This window comes from Streptomyces sp. NPDC002787 (assembly GCF_053592095.1).
Genome location: NZ_JBSFVC010000010.1, coordinates 167,954 through 184,399 on the forward strand (window position 1 = coordinate 167,954; position 16,446 = coordinate 184,399).

Annotated in this window: 13 protein-coding genes and 1 pseudogene; 6 read left to right on the top strand and 8 right to left on the bottom strand. The window is 70.8% G+C overall.

The window, feature by feature from the left end; translation table 11 throughout:
• Window positions 1-130: 130 nt before the first annotated feature.
• Complete coding sequence (locus ACWD26_RS16170; protein ID WP_451270577.1) at window positions 131-562, bottom strand: nuclear transport factor 2 family protein; 432 nt, start codon at window positions 560-562, stop codon at window positions 131-133.
• Window positions 563-864: 302 nt separating this feature from the next.
• Here ACWD26_RS16170 and ACWD26_RS16175 point away from each other — a divergent pair, with 302 nt between their 5' ends.
• A complete protein-coding gene (locus tag ACWD26_RS16175) occupies window positions 865-1,572 on the top strand; it encodes a haloacid dehalogenase type II (RefSeq protein WP_451270384.1) in 708 nt (235 codons plus the stop codon).
• 105 nt (window positions 1,573-1,677) lie between these two features.
• Here the strand turns inward: ACWD26_RS16175 and ACWD26_RS16180 are convergent, their stop codons facing one another.
• Entirely contained in the window at window positions 1,678-2,517 is an 840-nt protein-coding gene (locus ACWD26_RS16180; protein WP_451270386.1) for an aldo/keto reductase, read from the bottom strand.
• A gap of 188 nt (window positions 2,518-2,705) precedes the next feature.
• Between ACWD26_RS16180 and ACWD26_RS16185 the strand changes: the two genes are divergently transcribed.
• The 5 genes and pseudogenes from ACWD26_RS16185 to ACWD26_RS16205 all read left to right on the top strand — a co-directional run bounded on the left by ACWD26_RS16185 (window position 2,706) and on the right by ACWD26_RS16205 (window position 5,563).
• On the top strand, window positions 2,706-3,203 hold the full coding sequence (locus ACWD26_RS16185; RefSeq protein WP_451270388.1) for a DUF2975 domain-containing protein: 498 nt from the start codon (window positions 2,706-2,708) through the stop codon (window positions 3,201-3,203).
• Entirely contained in the window at window positions 3,203-3,421 is a 219-nt protein-coding gene (locus ACWD26_RS16190; RefSeq protein ID WP_451270390.1) for a helix-turn-helix domain-containing protein, read from the top strand. Before ACWD26_RS16185 ends, ACWD26_RS16190 begins: the two co-directional genes overlap by 1 nt.
• 163 nt (window positions 3,422-3,584) lie before the next feature.
• A pseudogene (locus ACWD26_RS16195) lies at window positions 3,585-3,878 on the top strand (hypothetical protein); the annotation flags it as partial.
• Window positions 3,879-3,925: 47 nt separating this feature from the next.
• Entirely contained in the window at window positions 3,926-4,171 is a 246-nt protein-coding gene (locus ACWD26_RS16200; protein ID WP_451270392.1) for a hypothetical protein, read from the top strand.
• 675 nt (window positions 4,172-4,846) lie between these two features.
• A complete protein-coding gene (locus tag ACWD26_RS16205; protein WP_451270394.1) occupies window positions 4,847-5,563 on the top strand; it encodes a polysaccharide deacetylase family protein in 717 nt (238 codons plus the stop codon).
• A 153-nt stretch (window positions 5,564-5,716) separates the two neighbouring features.
• Here ACWD26_RS16205 and ACWD26_RS16210 read toward each other — a convergent pair whose 3' ends face one another.
• The 6 genes from ACWD26_RS16210 to ACWD26_RS16235 all read right to left on the bottom strand — a co-directional run bounded on the left by ACWD26_RS16210 (window position 5,717) and on the right by ACWD26_RS16235 (window position 16,446).
• On the bottom strand, window positions 5,717-6,415 hold the full coding sequence (locus ACWD26_RS16210) for a CHAP domain-containing protein (protein ID WP_451270396.1): 699 nt from the start codon (window positions 6,413-6,415) through the stop codon (window positions 5,717-5,719).
• Window positions 6,416-6,531: 116 nt separating this feature from the next.
• The gene (locus ACWD26_RS16215; protein WP_451270398.1) at window positions 6,532-9,732 is read right to left on the bottom strand and encodes an AfsR/SARP family transcriptional regulator; all 3,201 of its coding nucleotides are present in this window, start codon (window positions 9,730-9,732) and stop codon (window positions 6,532-6,534) included.
• 251 nt (window positions 9,733-9,983) lie between these two features.
• The gene (locus ACWD26_RS16220) at window positions 9,984-11,063 is read right to left on the bottom strand and encodes a glycoside hydrolase family 5 protein (protein WP_451270400.1); all 1,080 of its coding nucleotides are present in this window, start codon (window positions 11,061-11,063) and stop codon (window positions 9,984-9,986) included.
• Window positions 11,064-11,273: 210 nt separating this feature from the next.
• Window positions 11,274-12,134: a 3-hydroxybutyryl-CoA dehydrogenase gene (locus tag ACWD26_RS16225; RefSeq protein WP_451270402.1), complete on the bottom strand. Its 861-nt coding sequence runs from the start codon at window positions 12,132-12,134 to the stop codon at window positions 11,274-11,276.
• A 21-nt stretch (window positions 12,135-12,155) separates the two neighbouring features.
• Complete coding sequence (gene icmF, locus ACWD26_RS16230; protein ID WP_451270404.1) at window positions 12,156-15,386, bottom strand: fused isobutyryl-CoA mutase/GTPase IcmF; 3,231 nt, start codon at window positions 15,384-15,386, stop codon at window positions 12,156-12,158.
• An 82-nt stretch (window positions 15,387-15,468) separates the two neighbouring features.
• The gene (locus tag ACWD26_RS16235) at window positions 15,469-16,446 is read right to left on the bottom strand and encodes a PDR/VanB family oxidoreductase (RefSeq protein ID WP_451270406.1); all 978 of its coding nucleotides are present in this window, start codon (window positions 16,444-16,446) and stop codon (window positions 15,469-15,471) included.

The following is a 16,446-nucleotide window of genomic DNA, read 5'->3' on the forward strand; positions in this document are numbered from 1 at the left end:
CTCCGCGTCGGCGCGGACAGGTCCGGAAGGGCAGCGCCGGCCGTCCACGAGGGCACGGTGCGGGCGTCCCACGGACACGCGGGGGTCGTCCGATGATGGTGGGCTTACCGGGGCTCGTCCGCCCAGGCTCTCATGGGGTGCAGGCCTCGGCGATCGACAGGCTGTTCTCGTAGAGGTGGTGCCGGGTGATACGGCCGTCCTCGACGGTGAGGCGCAGCGCGAACGGGCCCTCGAAGGACTTCCCCGTCGCGCGTACGGTTCCCGACAGGTGCCCCGTCAGGACGGCGTCGGTGCCGTCGACGAGGAAGGCGTCGACGGACGCGCGCGCGTCCTCGGGCACGGTGTGCTCCATCAGGTCCGTGAACTGGGCGGCGCATTCGGCGGCGGTGGAGCGGGGGCGGATCCACGGGACGGCGGGGTTCTCGGCGAGCAGCCAGTCGACGTCGTCGGCGAAGAGCTCTGTGAGCCGCCCGGTGTCCCCGGCCATCCGGGCGGTGAGGAACTCCTGTACGACGGCCCGTGTGTTCTCGGCAACGGAACTCGCGGTGGCGGCCGAACCCATGGTGGTGGCCGAACTCGCCGTGGTGGCCGAACTCACCGTGGTGACGGTGGACTTGACGGACATGGTGCCCTCCTCGCTGCTGCGGCCGGATCCCGGCGGTCGTTCCCGCCGATGTGCTTGATCCTGCCGGGGGAGGGGAGAACGGTCGATTACCTCGGGGGTCATGAGCGGCGGACGACAGTGCGGGGCGGGGTCGGAATGAGGGCGGTTTCCCGCCGCGTTCACCTGGGAGTGTCCGAGTGTCCTTTCTCGCCCCTGCTCGGTGCCCCTCTTTTGCCCCTTCTCGACCAGGAGACTCCGCCATGCCAGAGCTGCTGGAGATCGACGCCGTCGTGTTCGACGTGCTCGGCACCCTCGTCGACGAACCCGCCGGTCTCCGCGCCGGCATGCGCGGACTCGTCCCGTCGCTCGACGACCCCGGCGTAGAACGGCTTTCGTCGCTGTGGCGGCAGCACATCGACCGCGAGCAACGCCGCGTCCTCGACGGCGTCCGGTCCTACGCCCCCAGCGACGTCCTCGACCTGGAGGCCGCCCGGCTCGTCGCCGACGCCGCCGGGGTCGACGACCCGACCGCCGTACGGGCGCTGGCCCTCTCAGGCCGCCGGCTTCCGCCGTGGCCGGACACCGTGGCGGGGCTCGCCCGCCTCGCCGAGCGGTTCCCGCTGATCGGTCTCTCCAACGCGAGCCGGACGGCGCTGCTGGAGCTCAACGCCCATGCCGGACTGCGCTGGCACCAAGCCCTGTCCGCCGAGGACGTCCGGACGTACAAGCCGGACCCGGCGGTCTACCAGCTGGCCGTCGCCGTCTCCGGACGACCTCCCGAGCGGTTGCTGATGGTCGCCGCCCACGCCTGGGACCTGCGCGGAGCACAGCACCTCGGCCTGCGCACCGCCTACGTCGCCCGCCCCGTGGGCGACCCGCCGACCCCCTCCGACCGCTTCACCCTGCACACCGCCGACCTGAACGACCTGGCCGACCAACTCGAACGTGCCCAACTCCGGCCCGGCTGAGGGTTGTTCTCGTGGTGCTCCGCAGGGGACATGAGGGCACCTGAGCAATCGGCTCGGATGCCAGTCACAGCCTGGCATGCCTGCGCCACCTGCCCGCAAAAAGCCCTACGCCGCCTCGGACAGACGGTCGAGGCGAGCGTGCTGCGCCGGGGCCAGTTCGAGACGTTCCGCGGCGAGGTTCTCCTCCAGGTGGTCGATCCGGGCGGTGCCGGGGATCGGGAGGATGATGGGGGAGTGGCCGAGGAGCCAGGCGAGCGCGACCTGCGTGGGGGTGGCACCGGACTCGGCCGCCACGGCGGCGACCTCCGCCTTCGCCCCCGACTCCCCCCAGGCGACAGGGCGCCACGGCAGGAACGCGATTCCCGCCGCCTCGCAGGCCGTGAGCACGGGCTCGTGCTCACGGGCGAGCAGGTTGTACCGGTTCTGCACGCTCGCGATGTCGACGATCTCCCGTGCCTGGTCGAGTTCGTCGACGGTGACCTCGGACAGCCCGATCCGGCTGATCTTGCCCTCGGCCTGAAGGTCCCGCAGCGTGCCCACCTGGTCGGCGAGCGGCGTCTCGGGGTCGATGCGATGCAGCTGGAGCAGCTCGATCCGCTCGACGCGCAGTCGGCGCAGGGCCTGCTCCACCTGCTCGCGCAGGACGGCCGGCCGCCCGTCGAGCCTCCACTCTCCGGCCTGGCCCGATCGAGAGACGCCGACCTTGGTGGTGATGAGCAGGCCCTCGGGGTAGGGGAAGAGGGCCTCGGCCAGGAGCTCCTCGTTTGCGCCTCCGCCGTACATATGGGCGGTGTCGATCAGCGTGACACCCAGCTCGACGGCCCGCCGGGCGACCGCGAGAGAGCTCTCGCGGTCCGCGCCCGGGTCCGTCGGCAGGTGCATCGCCCCGAACCCCAGCCGCCGTACGTGCAGATCCCCACCGATACAGAACACGGTCGATGCCACGTGTCGTCTTCTCCCCCTCGCTCAAGGGCCAACGCTAACAGCACGGTTGGTCACGACACCCGCCCGTCGACGAGGACCGGCCACCGGCCGGAACACCGGCTGGCCGAGGCGAAGGTGCGTCCTCCACCTCTTGCCCTGGTTATCGATTTTCGATAGATTTCCATCGCTGGTCGATGGGTGGAGGACTGATGGGGAAGCTGATGGTGCTGGCATTGCGTGCCGTGCTCGTGGCGCTGTTCGCGGGTTCGGTGTTCGTGCAGGGGGTGATGGTGCCGCTGCTGGCCGTGGATCTGGACAACGCCGGCGGGGACGCGGTGCCCGTGCGAACTCCGGTGCTCGTGATCGTGGTCCTGGGGATGGTGACGGTGCAGGTCGTCCTGGTCTGTGTGTGGCGGTTGGTCACGATGGTCCGGCGCGACACCGTGTTCTCCCACGCCGCATTTGGCTATGTGCACGGGGTGATCGGCGCGATGGCGGCCGCCTCGGTCCTGGTGTTCGCGCTCGGCGTGGTCCTGGCGCCGGGTGAGGCCGTACCCCCGGGCATCGTGCTCCTGCTGGGCGTGATCGGCCTGGCGGTCCTGGGGATGGCGCTGATCGTCCTCGTCCTGCGGATGCTGCTCGCGCAGGCCGTCACGCGCGACATCGAGGCGACGCGGATGCGGGCCGAGCTGGCCGAGGTGATCTGATGCCGATCGCCGTCGACATCGACGTGATGCTCGCCAAACGGAAGATGTCCGTGGGGGAACTCGCGGAACGCGTCGGCATCACCCCCGCCAACCTGGCGGTGCTCAAGAACGGCCGGGCGAAGGCGGTCCGCTTCACCACCCTCGCCGCGCTGTGTGAGGTACTCGAGTGCCAGCCGGGAGACCTGCTCCGCTGGGAGACCGAGACCCCCGTGGACTGACGCCCCCGTGGACTGACGCCACCGTGGACTGACCGCCCCGGCAGCCGCCCCGGCCCCGGCAGCCGCCGGGCCCCGGCTGTCCTGGCTGACCTGTCCGGCCGCGGAACACCGCCACTGCGAAACTCGGCGGCGCGCCTGGCCGGGAATCGATAACGTGCGAGTCATGGCTGACCATGCGGGCCGTCCGCTGCTCTTCCTGGACATCGACGGAACGCTCCTGCCGTACGGCGGAGGGCGGCTCCTCTCGGCCCCCGAGGAGTGGGACGGTTGGCAGGACCTGTCGAATCCCCAACTGGCGAAGATCGACCCGGCCCACGGTCCGCGTCTGCTGGCACTGCCCTGCGATCTGATGTGGGCCACCGCATGGATGGAGGACGCCAACGAGGTGTTGGCTCCACTGCTGGGGCTGTCAGCCCTCCCGGTCGTCGACCTGCCGGACGGGCCGGAGGAGGGTAGCGGTGTCGCGGGCGGGGCGAGCAGCGTGATTGTCGGTGGGAGAGCCTGATGACAGGCAGCAGGTCCAGCACGGATGTCAGGGGCGGCCACATCGGACTGGTCGTCACGATCACTGCCCTGGTCGTCATTGCCGGTTTCTCGGGCCCTCGCTGGACTGTGATCGTCGCGGGTTGCTTCACCGCCTGGTTCGTCCTCGCGCTGACCGTCATCCGCATCAGGGGTGGACGCGGCGCAGAGGCCATTCGACGGGCTTACGTCGCCACTTTCGGCTGGGGCGACTACGTCACCCCCTGAGGGAGTTAAACGGCACGCCTGCTCTAGTTCACGCACCGTGCTTCGGGACATCGGCAAGCGCAGGGCTTTGGCGCCTCCTGTCCCGGCACGTCCTTCACCGGCTGCCCCCCGCCCGCCACGCAGGCCCAACCTCGTCGGCAGTGGTCGCGTGCCGGTCGGAGTTGTGCCATTCGTCGTCCGAGTTTTTCGAGGAACTTCCAGACCCGTCCGCTCCCGGCCACCGCGAACAGATGACCGCCGCCGTCGTCGGCGAAGGTCACGGAGGGGTCCGTCGATGTGGAGCAGCGTGGTCAGATCCGCGGGGATCGGTGTCAGCTCCACGAGCGCGTCCGTCACGGTGTTGTGGCCGGGCGGGAATCCATGACGCGCCTCGAGCGACCGCGTCAGCCCCTTGAGCGCGCGGTCCGCCTGCTCGCACCCATCACGGACCCGGTCGGCGTTCAGACGCTCACCTGGCACGATCGACATCTCCCTGCCCCCGCCGAGCACGCCCTGCGATGGGGCCGATCTCGATCCGGGCCCCGGCCGTCGGTGTCGTAGCCGGTGTGCAAGCCGCGTATGAGCCCGTCATCGCACAAAAAGCCATAGAACATACGTACATCCTTGCCCGCGTCGGGTGCGTCTTACAGGAAGTCCACTGCCTGCACAGGAAGTTCACGGCTCCTGGAGGAACCGATGCACCGACGCCTCGTCACCTCGGCCATCACCGCCGCCCTTTGCGGTACCACGCTGGCCGGTACCGCCACCTCCGCCTCCGCCGCACCTGTGGCCGTCGACTGCCGCAAGGTGAAGTGCGTCGCGCTCACCTTCGACGACGGGCCGGTCGCCGACACCCAGCGGCTGCTGCGCCTCCTGAACGACCGTAACGTCAGAGCGACCTTCTACGCCGTCGGCCAGAACGTCCAGAGGAACCCGGCGACGGTGCGCGCCGCGGCGCTCGCCGGTCATCAGATAGGCAACCACAGCTGGGACCACGCCAACCTGACCAAACTCAGCGCCGCGAAGATCACGTCGCAGCTGTCCCGCACGGACACGGCGATCAAGCAGGCGACCGGCAAGAAGCCCACCACCGTCCGCGCCCCCTACGGTGCCCACAACGCGGCCGTCCGCAAGGCCGCCGGGCGCCCGCTGGTCCACTGGAGCGTCGACACCCTCGACTGGAAGTACCGAGACACCGCCCGGATCATCAAGACCGTCAACACGCAGACCAAGCCCGGGGACATCGTGCTCCTGCACGACATTCACAAGACCACGGTCGACGCCGTGCCCGGCATCATCAAGGCCCTCAAGGCACGCGGCTTCCACTTCGTGACCGTCGACCAGCTCTTCGCACCGACCAAGCTGCCCGCCGGAAAGGTCACCTACCACAACCGCGGCGCCTACCGGCCGTGACCAGGGGCAGCACCGCCACCCGAGCCGCACTGCGGGCGGGACCGTACGTGCCACCACGCGTTGGGTAGGAGGCGGTCGGCCCCCCGGGGCCGGTCTCACGACCGGCCCCGGGGGGCTCCCCCGTGGTGCCTGGCTCTCGTTGCCCGCCGCTCGTTACTTCTTGGGCGTCACGTAGCCGACGACGTCACCGGCCTTGGTGTTGTACCGGGTGCGCTGGTAGACGCCCTCGGTGCCGCCCTTGCCGTTCTTGGTGGTGTTGCCCTCGATGGTCGTCAGCGCCTTGGTCTTGGGGTTGTAGCCGATGACGATGCCGATGTGGTCGACGTCCCAGCCGTTGGTCCCGAGGCTCGGCGAGCTGCCGTCCCAGTCGTAGAGGACCGCGTCGCCGATCTTCGGGGTGTAGGAACCCCGCGCGTGCCACGCGCCGATGGACTTGCGGGCCCGGTAGAAGGAGCCGGCGAAGGCGTCGGTGCCCTTCGTCCGGGCGCCGGAGTTCTTCCAGACGTAGCGGACGAAGTCGGCGCACCAGTTGTTGGTGCGCCACTGCAGGCCGCCGACCTTCTTGCACTTGCCGACGGAGCCGCTCTTCGGGGCGGTGGCGACAGCGCTGTAGTAGTTGCAGTTGCCGGCCATCTCACGATTGCGCGGCGAGAGCTTCACCTGCTGCTGCGCCTTGCTCTTGATGGCCGTCTGGAGAGACACGGCCGCCGCCGAGGACGACTGCGTCGACACCGGCGCGGCCGAAGCCGCCTCCGCGGTCAGCGCTCCGCCCGCGAGAGCCGAGATCAGCAGGAGGGTGGCGGCGCGCCGCGCGGGCACCTTGGCCGAGCTGTGCTTGGTGATGCTGGACATCGGAAGTCCTTTCCCCGTTGAATCCCCGTTGGTGCCGGGGGAGTTCGGGCTGCTCCCGTTCCCCTCCGACACCAAGAAGCTTCGCGGGGCCCGCTACAACTTCCCTTCAGGTCCTCTCAACCTTCCTCTCTGCGTTCTTGCAGCCCCCTTGTAGTCCCGTCCGGCTCCCGTGCCTCGTGCGCCTCGTACGCGACGAAGACCTCGCCCGCCTCCGCCCGCAGGGCCGCCGCCCCCTGTCCGTCGCCGAGGCGATCGCGTACTTCCGCCAGGGAGCGCAGAGTACGGGCCCGGGGCAGGGGGAGCCGCAGGGCCTCCCACAGGGCGACCGACGCCCTGAGGTGGGTCTCCGCCTCGGTCAACTTCCCCTCGACGAGGGCGCATTCGCCGAGGGTGCGCCGCACCAGTGCCTCACCCCACCGGTCGTCGTACGTCCGGCACACGTCGAGCAGGCCGGCCAGGTCCGCCGCCGCTTCCCGGGTGCGGCCGAGCCGCAGGCGTGCCTTCGCCCGGGCCTGTGCGGCGTACGCGCTCATCAGACGGTCGCCGAACTCCTGGAGGATCGCCAGGGACCGGCCGGACAGTTCCTCGGCCGCCGCGTACTCGCCGAGCGCGCGGTGCAGCAGCCCGTACGTCCGCAGGGCGAGCGCCTCGCCGCGTCTGCTGCCGAGGCGACGGTAGGCCTCCAGGGACTCGTCGAGGAGAACGCGAGCGGTGGCGTACTCGCCGAGTTCGAGGTGGACCGACCCGGCGAGACGACAGGCCAGGCCGAGCCCCGTCGCGTCGTCGAGCCGTCTGAAGTCCTCGATGGCGCGGGTGAGTTCGCGCGCGGAGTCCCGTAACCGGCCCTGCTCGCGGTAGGTGCCGCCCAGACCCGCGAGGGCCGCCGCGTGGCCCCGCACGTCGCCGAGGTCGGCACACAGGTGGACCGCCCGCCGGTAGTGGTCCACGGACTCGGTGAAGTTGTCCTGCTCGTAACGGAGTTGGCCGAGGCCGATGAGCAGCAGAGCCTCCCCGGCGCGGTCCTCGGCGCGGCGTACGGCGGCCAGCGCGGCCTCGTGGGTGCGCGACCACGACTCGAAGCGGTTGTTGACGATGTAGGCGGACGAGCACAGCGTGACGGCGGCCTCGCGGGCCAGCGCGTGCAGATCCATGGCTGCGGCGCGCTCGACGGCGGCGGCGATCGCGCCGGCCTCCGCCTCGAACCATCCGGTCGGGTCGGCCAGCACCTGCCCGGCGGCCCGGTCGCCGACCGGCCACAGGGTGCGCGGGTTCTGGAGCACCACCTCCCCGGAGGGCCCCGCGGCGGTCGCCCGGGCGGTGAGCCACAGCCAGCCGCCGAGCGCCCGGCCGAGGGCGGCGGCGCGCTCGGCGCGCGGTTCCTCCGCCTCGGCGCGCTCGGCCGCGTACACCCGGACCAGGTCGTGCAGGCCGAAGCGCGGCTGCCCGGCGCGGTCGATGCCGGTGAAGTGCAGCAACTGCGCGTCGATGAGCCGCTCCACGACGGCCTCGGCGTTCTCGGCGTTCTCGACCTTCTCGGCGTCCTCGACGTCTCCGGTGTCCTCAGCCTCGGCCTCGGGTGTCTCCGGCAGATCCAGCAGCGCGCCCACCGTCCAGGCGGCCACGTCGGGCGCGCCGAGCAGGGCGAGGCGGCGCAGGGCGGTACGGCCGAGGTCGTCGAGCGCGTCGTAGCTGAGACCCAGTCCGGTGCGTACCTCCAGATCGCCGATGGTGAGCTCGTCGAGGCGGCGGCGTTCGTCGGCGAGGCGGTCGGCGAGCATGCGCGGCGTCCAGTGGCGGCGGGTCGCGAGACGGGCCCCGGCGATGCGCAGGGCCAGCGGCAGCCCGCCGCACAGGGCGACGATCCGGCGCGCCGCCTCGGGGTCGCGCCGGACGTGCTCGTCGCCGGCGATCCGGGCGAGGAGGTCGATGCCCAACTCGTCGCCCAGTACGTCGAGTCCGGTGCGGGCCACGCCGTCGAGGCCCGCCAGCCGGGCGCGGGAGGTGATCAGCACACCGCAGCTCGCGCTCCCCGGCAGCAGCGGTCGTATCTGTGCCTCACTGCCCGCGTCGTCGAGGACCAGCAGCACGCGGCGCCGGGCGAGCAGGCTGCGGAACAGGTCGCCGCGTTCGGGGAGACCGTCGGGCGGCTCGGCGCCCAGCGCGCGCAGCAGCCGGGCCAGCACCTCGGCGGGCGGCACCGGATCGCTGAAGCCGTGCAGTTCGGCGTAGAGCTGGCCGTCGGGGTAGTCGGCGGCGACCCGGTGCGCGACCTGTACGGCGAACGCGGATTTCCCGATGCCGCCGGGCCCGGACACGACCGCGACCGGCATCGCCTCACGGGGGCCGGTCAACAGAGCGGCCACCTCGGTGAGTTGTTCCTCCCGACCGGTGAAGTCACCGATGGCGGGCGGGAGGAGGGCGGCGCGGGGGCGGGGCCCGGGTCGCGGCCGCTCACCGCCCGGGCCCTCGCCCCCGGTGGCGTCGGAGGCGGTCGGCCGCCGGGAGGCAGTCCGACGGAGGGGGTCGCCCGCGCGGGGTTCGCTCTTCTCCACGGCGGGGGCCGGCATCAGATCCGGGTCCGACCGGAGAATCGCCGCGTGCAGCCGTCGTAGCCCCGGGCCCGGGTCGATGCCCAACTCGTCGGCGAGTACGGCACGTCCGTCCGCGTACACCGTCAGGGCGTCGGCCTGTCGGCCCAACCGGTAGAGGGCGAGCATCAGGTGCCCGCGCAGCCGCTCCCGCGTGGGGTGGGTGCCGACCAGGGCGGTCAGCTCGGCGACCAGGCTCTGCTCATGGCCGGGCAGGGCGAGGTCGGCGGAGATCCGGTCCTCCAGGGCGGCCTGCCTCGCCTCCTCCAACCGCTCGGCTTCGACGCGCAACGCCTCACCGATCCCGCCGAGGGCCGAGCCGCGCCACAACTCCAGCGCGTCGCGCAGGAACCGGGCGGCGCTCTGGTGGTCGCCGCAGGCCGCACGTTCCCGTCCCTGCGCCGTGAGCCGCTCGAAGTCCTCGAGGTCGATCCGGTCGCGGTCGCCGTCCACGCGCAGCAGATAGCCGGGCGGGCAGGTCTCGATCCCGTCGGCGTCGGTGGGCAGTGCGCGCCGTAGTCCGGAGACATACGTCTGGATCAACGCGCGCGCCGAGTCCGGTGGTTTGTCGCCCCAGATCGTGTCGATCAGCGTCCCGGCGGAGACCACCCGCCCGGGGCGCAGCAGCAGCGTGGCCAGCAGGGCGCGGGGTTTGGGCCCGCCGAGCGAGAGCCGGCGGCCGCCGGACCAGACCTCGACCGGGCCGAGCAGTCGGTACTCCAGGCTCACAGCGCCCCCGTCCCCGCACCCATTGCGCGTGCATGCCAATTGGGTCAGCTCGGGCATCGTACGCATCCGGCATATGGGGGGTCACGGAGAACATGCGCGGCTACGGAGGCCTCTTTCGCCTTCTGTGCGGCAGCGGTCGATCCGGGTTCTGTGCGGCGGCGGCCGAGGCGCGGCCGATGGGCCCGACGGTGCCCGACGGGAGCGGGTGGCTGTGTGCCGCCGAGCCGCTCCCGCCGACCCTTTCGCTCCGGTCAGAAGTCGTCCGCCGTCCTGATGCGGTCGCGGATCCAGACGCCCGCGGGCTTGAGGGAGGACGTGCCGGTCCACGGTCCGTTGCCGGCGCAGGTCCCCGGCTTGAAGACGGCGCCGGTGCGGCCGTCGTCGGAGAAGTTCCAGTTGACCCAGCTGATCTTCTTGGCCTTCATCAGGTCGAGGTAGCGCTGCGCCATGGCGAAGTCGTTCGCGCCCTCACCCGCGTAGTTCTGCGTGCCGAACTCGGTGACGAACACGGGTATGCGGTCGGCCGCGCGGGAGAGCGCCTGGAGGTACTCGTCCCGGTGCGAGTACGCGTAGAAGTGGAACGTGTACATGATGTTGGCCGCGTTCACCTGGTTGTTGATCACCTCGGACTCGTTCGAGCCCTCCGAGACGCCGAGCGAGGACCAGGCGCGGGTGCCGACCAGGATCGGGGTGTTCGGGTCCTTGGCCCTGATGACGGGGATGAGCTGCTCCGCGTAGCTCTTGACGCGGGACCAGCTCACCCCGCTGGGCTCGTTGGCGATCTCGTACAGCAGGTTGTTCTTGTCGCGGTGGCGCTGGGCGATCTCGGAGAAGAAGGTCTTGGCGCGGGCGAGGTTCTGGTGCGGGTCACCGGGGTCGAGCATGTGCCAGTCGACGATGGCGTACATGCCGCGGGCCGTGGCCTGCTCGATGGCGGAGTGGACGAGGTCGGTGAAGCGGCGCGGATCGGTCTCGTAGCCGCCCTCCTGGACGTACATGGAGATGCGCAGGACGTCCGCGTTCCAGTCGGTGGCGAGCGCGTTGAGCGAGCCGTTGGTGACGCACTGGCTGTACCACTGCAGACCGTGGGTGCTCATCCCACGGAGCTGGATCGTTTTTCTTTGCTGGTTGCAGAGCTTGGTGCCGCAGACGGCGAGCTGTCCGTTGGCGGCGACCGGTGTGGCCGCCGAGGGCGCCGTGGTCGCCGCGGGGGCCGCGGTCGCCGACGGGTGGGTGGGGGTCGCGGGGCCTGCCTGTGCGGTACCTGGGATCAGGGCAAGGCCGAGGAGGAGCAGCACGGCGACGAGCAGAACGGATCGTGCCGGTCTCATGGGGGTCTCCCGACAACTGGTAGGAAACTTTCCTAACGGTCAGGGAATAGCAGTTGGTCCGGACCTTTGCAAGGGACCTGGCAAACACGGCCGGCGCGATGGGCTTGTCGGGGGTGTTGGCGGCGCTGGTGGGGCCGGTGCGAGTGGCGTAGGGGAGGCCGGCGGGGAGCGGGTCGCCGGGGGCCCGCCCCGGCAGCCGGGAGTCCTCGTTCAGGTGTCGTAGGTGTGGAAACCCCGGCCGCTCTTACGGCCGAGGTGGCCCGCGGCGACCATGCGGCGCAGGAGGGCGGGAGGCGCGTACAGCGGCTCCTTGTACTCCTCGTACATCGACTCGGCCACGGCCTGGGCGGTGTCGAGGCCGATGAGGTCGAGCAGGCGCAAGGGCCCCATGGGGTGGGCGCATCCGAGTTCCATGCCCCGGTCGATGTCCTCCGGCCGCGCGGCGCCCGACTCCACCATCCGTACCGCGCTGAGCAGATAGGGCACCAGGAGGGCGTTGACGACGAAGCCGGAGCGGTCGGGCGCCTGGATGGCCTGTTTGCCCAGTTGCTCGGCGAAGTCGCGGGTGCGTCGCACGGTGTCCGCGCTGGTGGTGAGCGCGGGGATGATCTCGACCAGCTGCTGCACGGGCACGGGGTTGAAGAAGTGCATGCCGATGACCTGTGCCGGCCGCTCGGTGACCACGGCGAGATCGACGACGGGGATCGAGGAGGTGTTCGTGGCCAGGATCGCCCCGGGGTCCTCGACCGCCTTGTCGAGGGTGCGCAGGACATCGGTCTTGATGTCGCGGTTCTCGGCGACGGCCTCGACGACGAACTGGCGGTCGGCCAGGTCACTGAGGTCAGCGGTGAAGGAAAGCCTGGCGAGGGCCTGGTCCCGCTGCTCCTCACTGAGCTTGCCGCGCCGCAGGGCTCGGTCGAGGGAGGCGGTGAGTCGGCGGCGGCCTGACTCGAGCGCGTCCGGTGTGGCCTCGGCGACACGGACGTCGACGCCGCCGCGGGCGGCGACCTCGGCGATGCCGGAGCCCATGAGGCCGCATCCGACGACGCCGAGACGGGTGACGGGATTCATCTGAGGTCCTCTTTCGTTGAGTCAGACGTTGCGGCGGTACTGGCCGCCGACCTCGAAGAAGGCCTCGGTGATCTGCTGGAGCGAGCAGACACGGGCGGCGTCCATGAGGACGGCGAAGACGTTGTCACCGCTGACCGCGGCGTCCTTGAGGGCGGCCAGGGCCGCGTGGGCCGGCTCGTGGTGGGACATCTGGAACTCCCGGACACGCTCCAGTTGGGACTGCTTCTCCTGCTCGGTGGCGCGCGCCAGCTCGATCACGCCCGGCTCGGCGGTGTCCGCGTGGGGGCTGCGGAAGGTGTTGACGCCGATCAGGGGCAGGCTGCCGTCGTGCTTGCGCTGCTCGTAGAGCATCGACTCGTCCTGGATGCGGCCGCGCTGGTAGCCGGTCTCCATGGCGCCGAGCACACCACCGCGTTCGCTGATCCGCTCGAACTCCTGGAGGACGGCCTCCTCCACCAGGTCCGTGAGCTCGTCGATGATGAACGAGCCCTGCAGGGGGTTCTCGTTCATCGCCAGGCCCCATTCCCGGTTGATGATCAGCTGGATGGCCAGCGCCCTGCGGACCGAGTCCTCGGTGGGGGTGGTGACCGCCTCGTCGTAGGCGTTGGTGTGCAGGCTGTTGCAGTTGTCGTAGATCGCGATGAGGGCCTGCAGCGTCGTCCGGATGTCGTTGAAGTCCATCTCCTGGGCGTGCAGGGAGCGGCCGGAGGTCTGGACGTGGTACTTCAGCTTCTGGGACCGCTCGCCCGCCCCGTACTTCTCCCTCATCGCGACGGCCCAGATCCGGCGGGCGACCCGGCCGAGGACGGAGTATTCGGGGTCCATGCCGTTGGAGAAGAAGAACGACAGGTTCGGGGCGAAGTCGTCGACGCGCATGCCGCGGGCGAGGTAGGCCTCGACGTAGGTGAAGCCGTTGGCCAGGGTGAACGCCAGCTGGCTGATCGGGTTCGCGCCCGCTTCGGCGATGTGGTAGCCGGAGATCGACACCGAGTAGAAGTTGCGGACCCGGTTCGCGATGAACCACTCCTGGATGTCGGCCATCATCCGCAGGGAGAACTCGGTGGAGAACAGGCAGGTGTTCTGGCCCTGGTCCTCCTTGAGGATGTCGGCCTGCACCGTGCCGCGTACGTTCGCCAGCGCGTGCGCGCGCAGCTCGGCCGCCTCGTCCGGCGACGGATCGCGGCCCTCGGTGGCGCGGAACCTCTCGGTCTGCTGGTCGATGACGGTGTTGAGGAAGAACGCCAGGATCGTCGGCGCGGGTCCGTTGATCGTCATGGACACCGAGGTGGTCGGCGCGACCAGGTCGAAGCCCTCGTAGAGCGCCTTCATGTCCTCCAGCGTGGCCACCGAGACTCCGGAGGTGCCGACCTTGCCGTAGATGTCGGGGCGTTCGTCCGGGTCGCGGCCGTAGAGGGTGACGGAGTCGAAGGCGGTGGACAGGCGGGTGGCGGGCTGGCCCTCGGACAGCAGCTTGAACCGGCGGTTCGTGCGGAACGGGTCGCCTTCGCCGGCGAACATCCGCGCGGGGTCCTCGCCGTCGCGCTTGAAGGGGAACACCCCGGCCGTGAAGGGGAAGTGGCCCGGCAGGTTCTCCCGGCGCCAGAACCGCACCAGCTCCCCGTGGTCGGTGAACCGGGGCAGGGCGACGCGAGGGATCTTGTTGCCCGACAGGGACTCACGGGTCAGCCTGGTGCGGATCTCCCTGTCCCGCACCTTCACGACCTGCTCCTCGCCGGAGTAGGAGGCGACGACAGCGGGCCAGTTCTCGATCTGCTCCCCGACGTCGTGCGGAAGCCGCTTGCGGGCGTCGTCGAGCAGGGCCCGCACGTTCCCGGCGTCGGAGCCGGCCTCGACGAGCTCGCCCTCGACCGCCTCCAGACGCTGCACCCGCCGGGCCGCCTCGGCCAGCAGCCCGGTCTGAGCGTGGTACGCACGGACGGTGTCGGTGATCTCGGCGAGGTAGCGCACCCGGTCCGCCGGAACCACCTGCCGGATGCCGGAGGAGTGGCGCACGTCCACCGGCACCAGCGCGCCCTCGGACAGCGGCAGCCCCTTCTCGGCCAGGCAGGCCTTGAGGTGCTGGTGGAGCGCGGTGACACCGTCGTCGTTGAAGGTCGCCGCCGAGGTGCCGTACACCGGCATGTCCTCGGGTCGCATGCCGAACGCCTCGCGGTTGCGGACCAGTTGGCGGCCCACGTCGCGCAGCGCGTCCTTGGCGCCGCGCCGCTCGAACTTGTTGATCGCCACGACGTCGGCGAAGTCGAGCATGTCGATCTTCTCCAACTGCGAGGCCGCGCCGAACTCCGGTGTCATCACATACAGGGAGGTGTCCACGAACGGCACGATCGCCGCGTCGCCCTGGCCGATGCCCGGCGTCTCCACGATCACCAGGTCGAAGCCGGCCGCCTTCACCACGTCGATCACATCGGACAGGTGCTCGGGCAGTTCGCGGCTGCCTCGGGTGGCCAGGCTCCGGAAGAAGACCCGGTTCCCGTCGAGGGAGTTCATCCGGATACGGTCGCCGAGCAGCGCGCCGCCGCCCCGGCGCCGGGTCGGATCGACCGCGATCACCGCGATCCGCAGCTTGTCCTGCTGGTCGACACGGAAGCGGCGCACCAGTTCGTCGGTGAGCGAGGACTTGCCGGAGCCGCCGGTGCCGGTGATGCCGAGCACCGGCACGACCCGGGCCGCGGCGGCGGCGCGCAACTGCCCGAGGAGATCCGGGGGCAGCTTGCCCAGCTCCGCGCCGGTGAGGGCACGGGCGATGGCGAACCGGTCACCGGCGAGCACGGCGGCCGCGTCGGTCGGCCCGCTGTCCCAGAGGTCGAAGTCGCAGTCCAGCACCACCGAGTTGACCATCCCGGCGAGGCCCATCCGCTGGCCGTCCTCGGGGGAGAAGATGGTCACCCCGCTCCCGCGCAGCCTGGTGATCTCCTCGGGCACGATGACGCCGCCTCCGCCGCCCACCACGCGGATGTGCTCCGCTCCCTGCGAGCGCAGCGACTCGACCAGGTACTCGAAGTACTCGACGTGCCCGCCCTGGTACGAGGAGACCGCCACGCCGTGTGCGTCCTCCTCCAGCGCCGCGTCCACGACCTCCCGCACCGACCGGTTGTGTCCGAGGTGGATCACCTCGGCACCCTGGGACTGGAAGATGCGCCGCATGATGTTGATCGACGCGTCGTGCCCGTCGAACAGAGCCGAAGCGGTGACCAGGCGGACGGGGTGCACGGGCCGATGCAGAGCGCTCATGAAGGCCTTCCCGGGCAGGGCGGGGTACTGATGGACGAAGAAATAGTAGGACGTCCTAGTAAATTGCTGGAAGTGATCGCCGTCACAGATCGAGGACCAGCCGGGGCCCGCACGAGCGGGAGACGCAGATCAGCATGGTCTCGCCGGTGGCCCGCTCGTCCTCGGTCAGCAGTGAATCGCGGTGGTCGGGCCTGCCGTCGAGGACGTCGGTCTCGCAGGTACCGCACGTGCCCTCCCGGCAGGAGAAGTCCACGGTGACTCCGGCCTCCTCCACGGTTTCGAGCACCGAACGGCCCGGCTGCACGGTGAGGGTGAGCCCGGAACGGGCGAGCTCCAGCTCGAACGCCTCGCCCGGGTCGGTACCGGCCGTGCGCACCGGGGCGAACCGTTCGACGCCCAGCGTGCCGGGCGGCCAGCCCGCGCACCGCTCCTCCACCGCCCGCAGCAGGGCTTCGGGACCGCAGGCGTGCACCAGCGTGCCCTCCTCGGGCTCGCCGAGGTGGGCGGCGAGGTCCAGCAGACCGTACTCGTCCTGCGGACGGATGAGCACCCGGTCCCCGTACGGGGCGAGGCGGTCCAGGAACGCCATGGAGGCGCGGGTACGGCCGCCGTACAGCAGACGCCAGTCGGCCCGCGCCGCCTCGGCGGCCTCGACCATGGGAAGGAGGGGAGTGATACCGACGCCGCCGGCGATGAACAGATGGCGTGCGGCGGGCCGCAGCGGGAAGTTGTTCCGCGGTCCGCGCACCCGCACGGTGGTGCCTTCGCGCAGGTGGTCGTGGACGTACGCGGAGCCGCCGCGCCCCTGCGGCTCGCGCAGCACGGCGATCTGCCAGGCCCCGCGCTCGGCCGGGTCTCCGCACAGGGAGTACTGACGGACCAGGCCGCCGTCGCCCCCGTCTGCTCCGACCAGGTGTACGTCGATGTGGGCGCCCGGTGTCCAGGCGGGGAGCGGACCGCCGTCCGGGCGGCACAGGGTGAGGGAGACGACGCCGTCGGCGGCCCGGGTGCGGGTCGCCACGGCAAGGATCGTGTCGATCGAGGACAGGTGGTCGTTCAT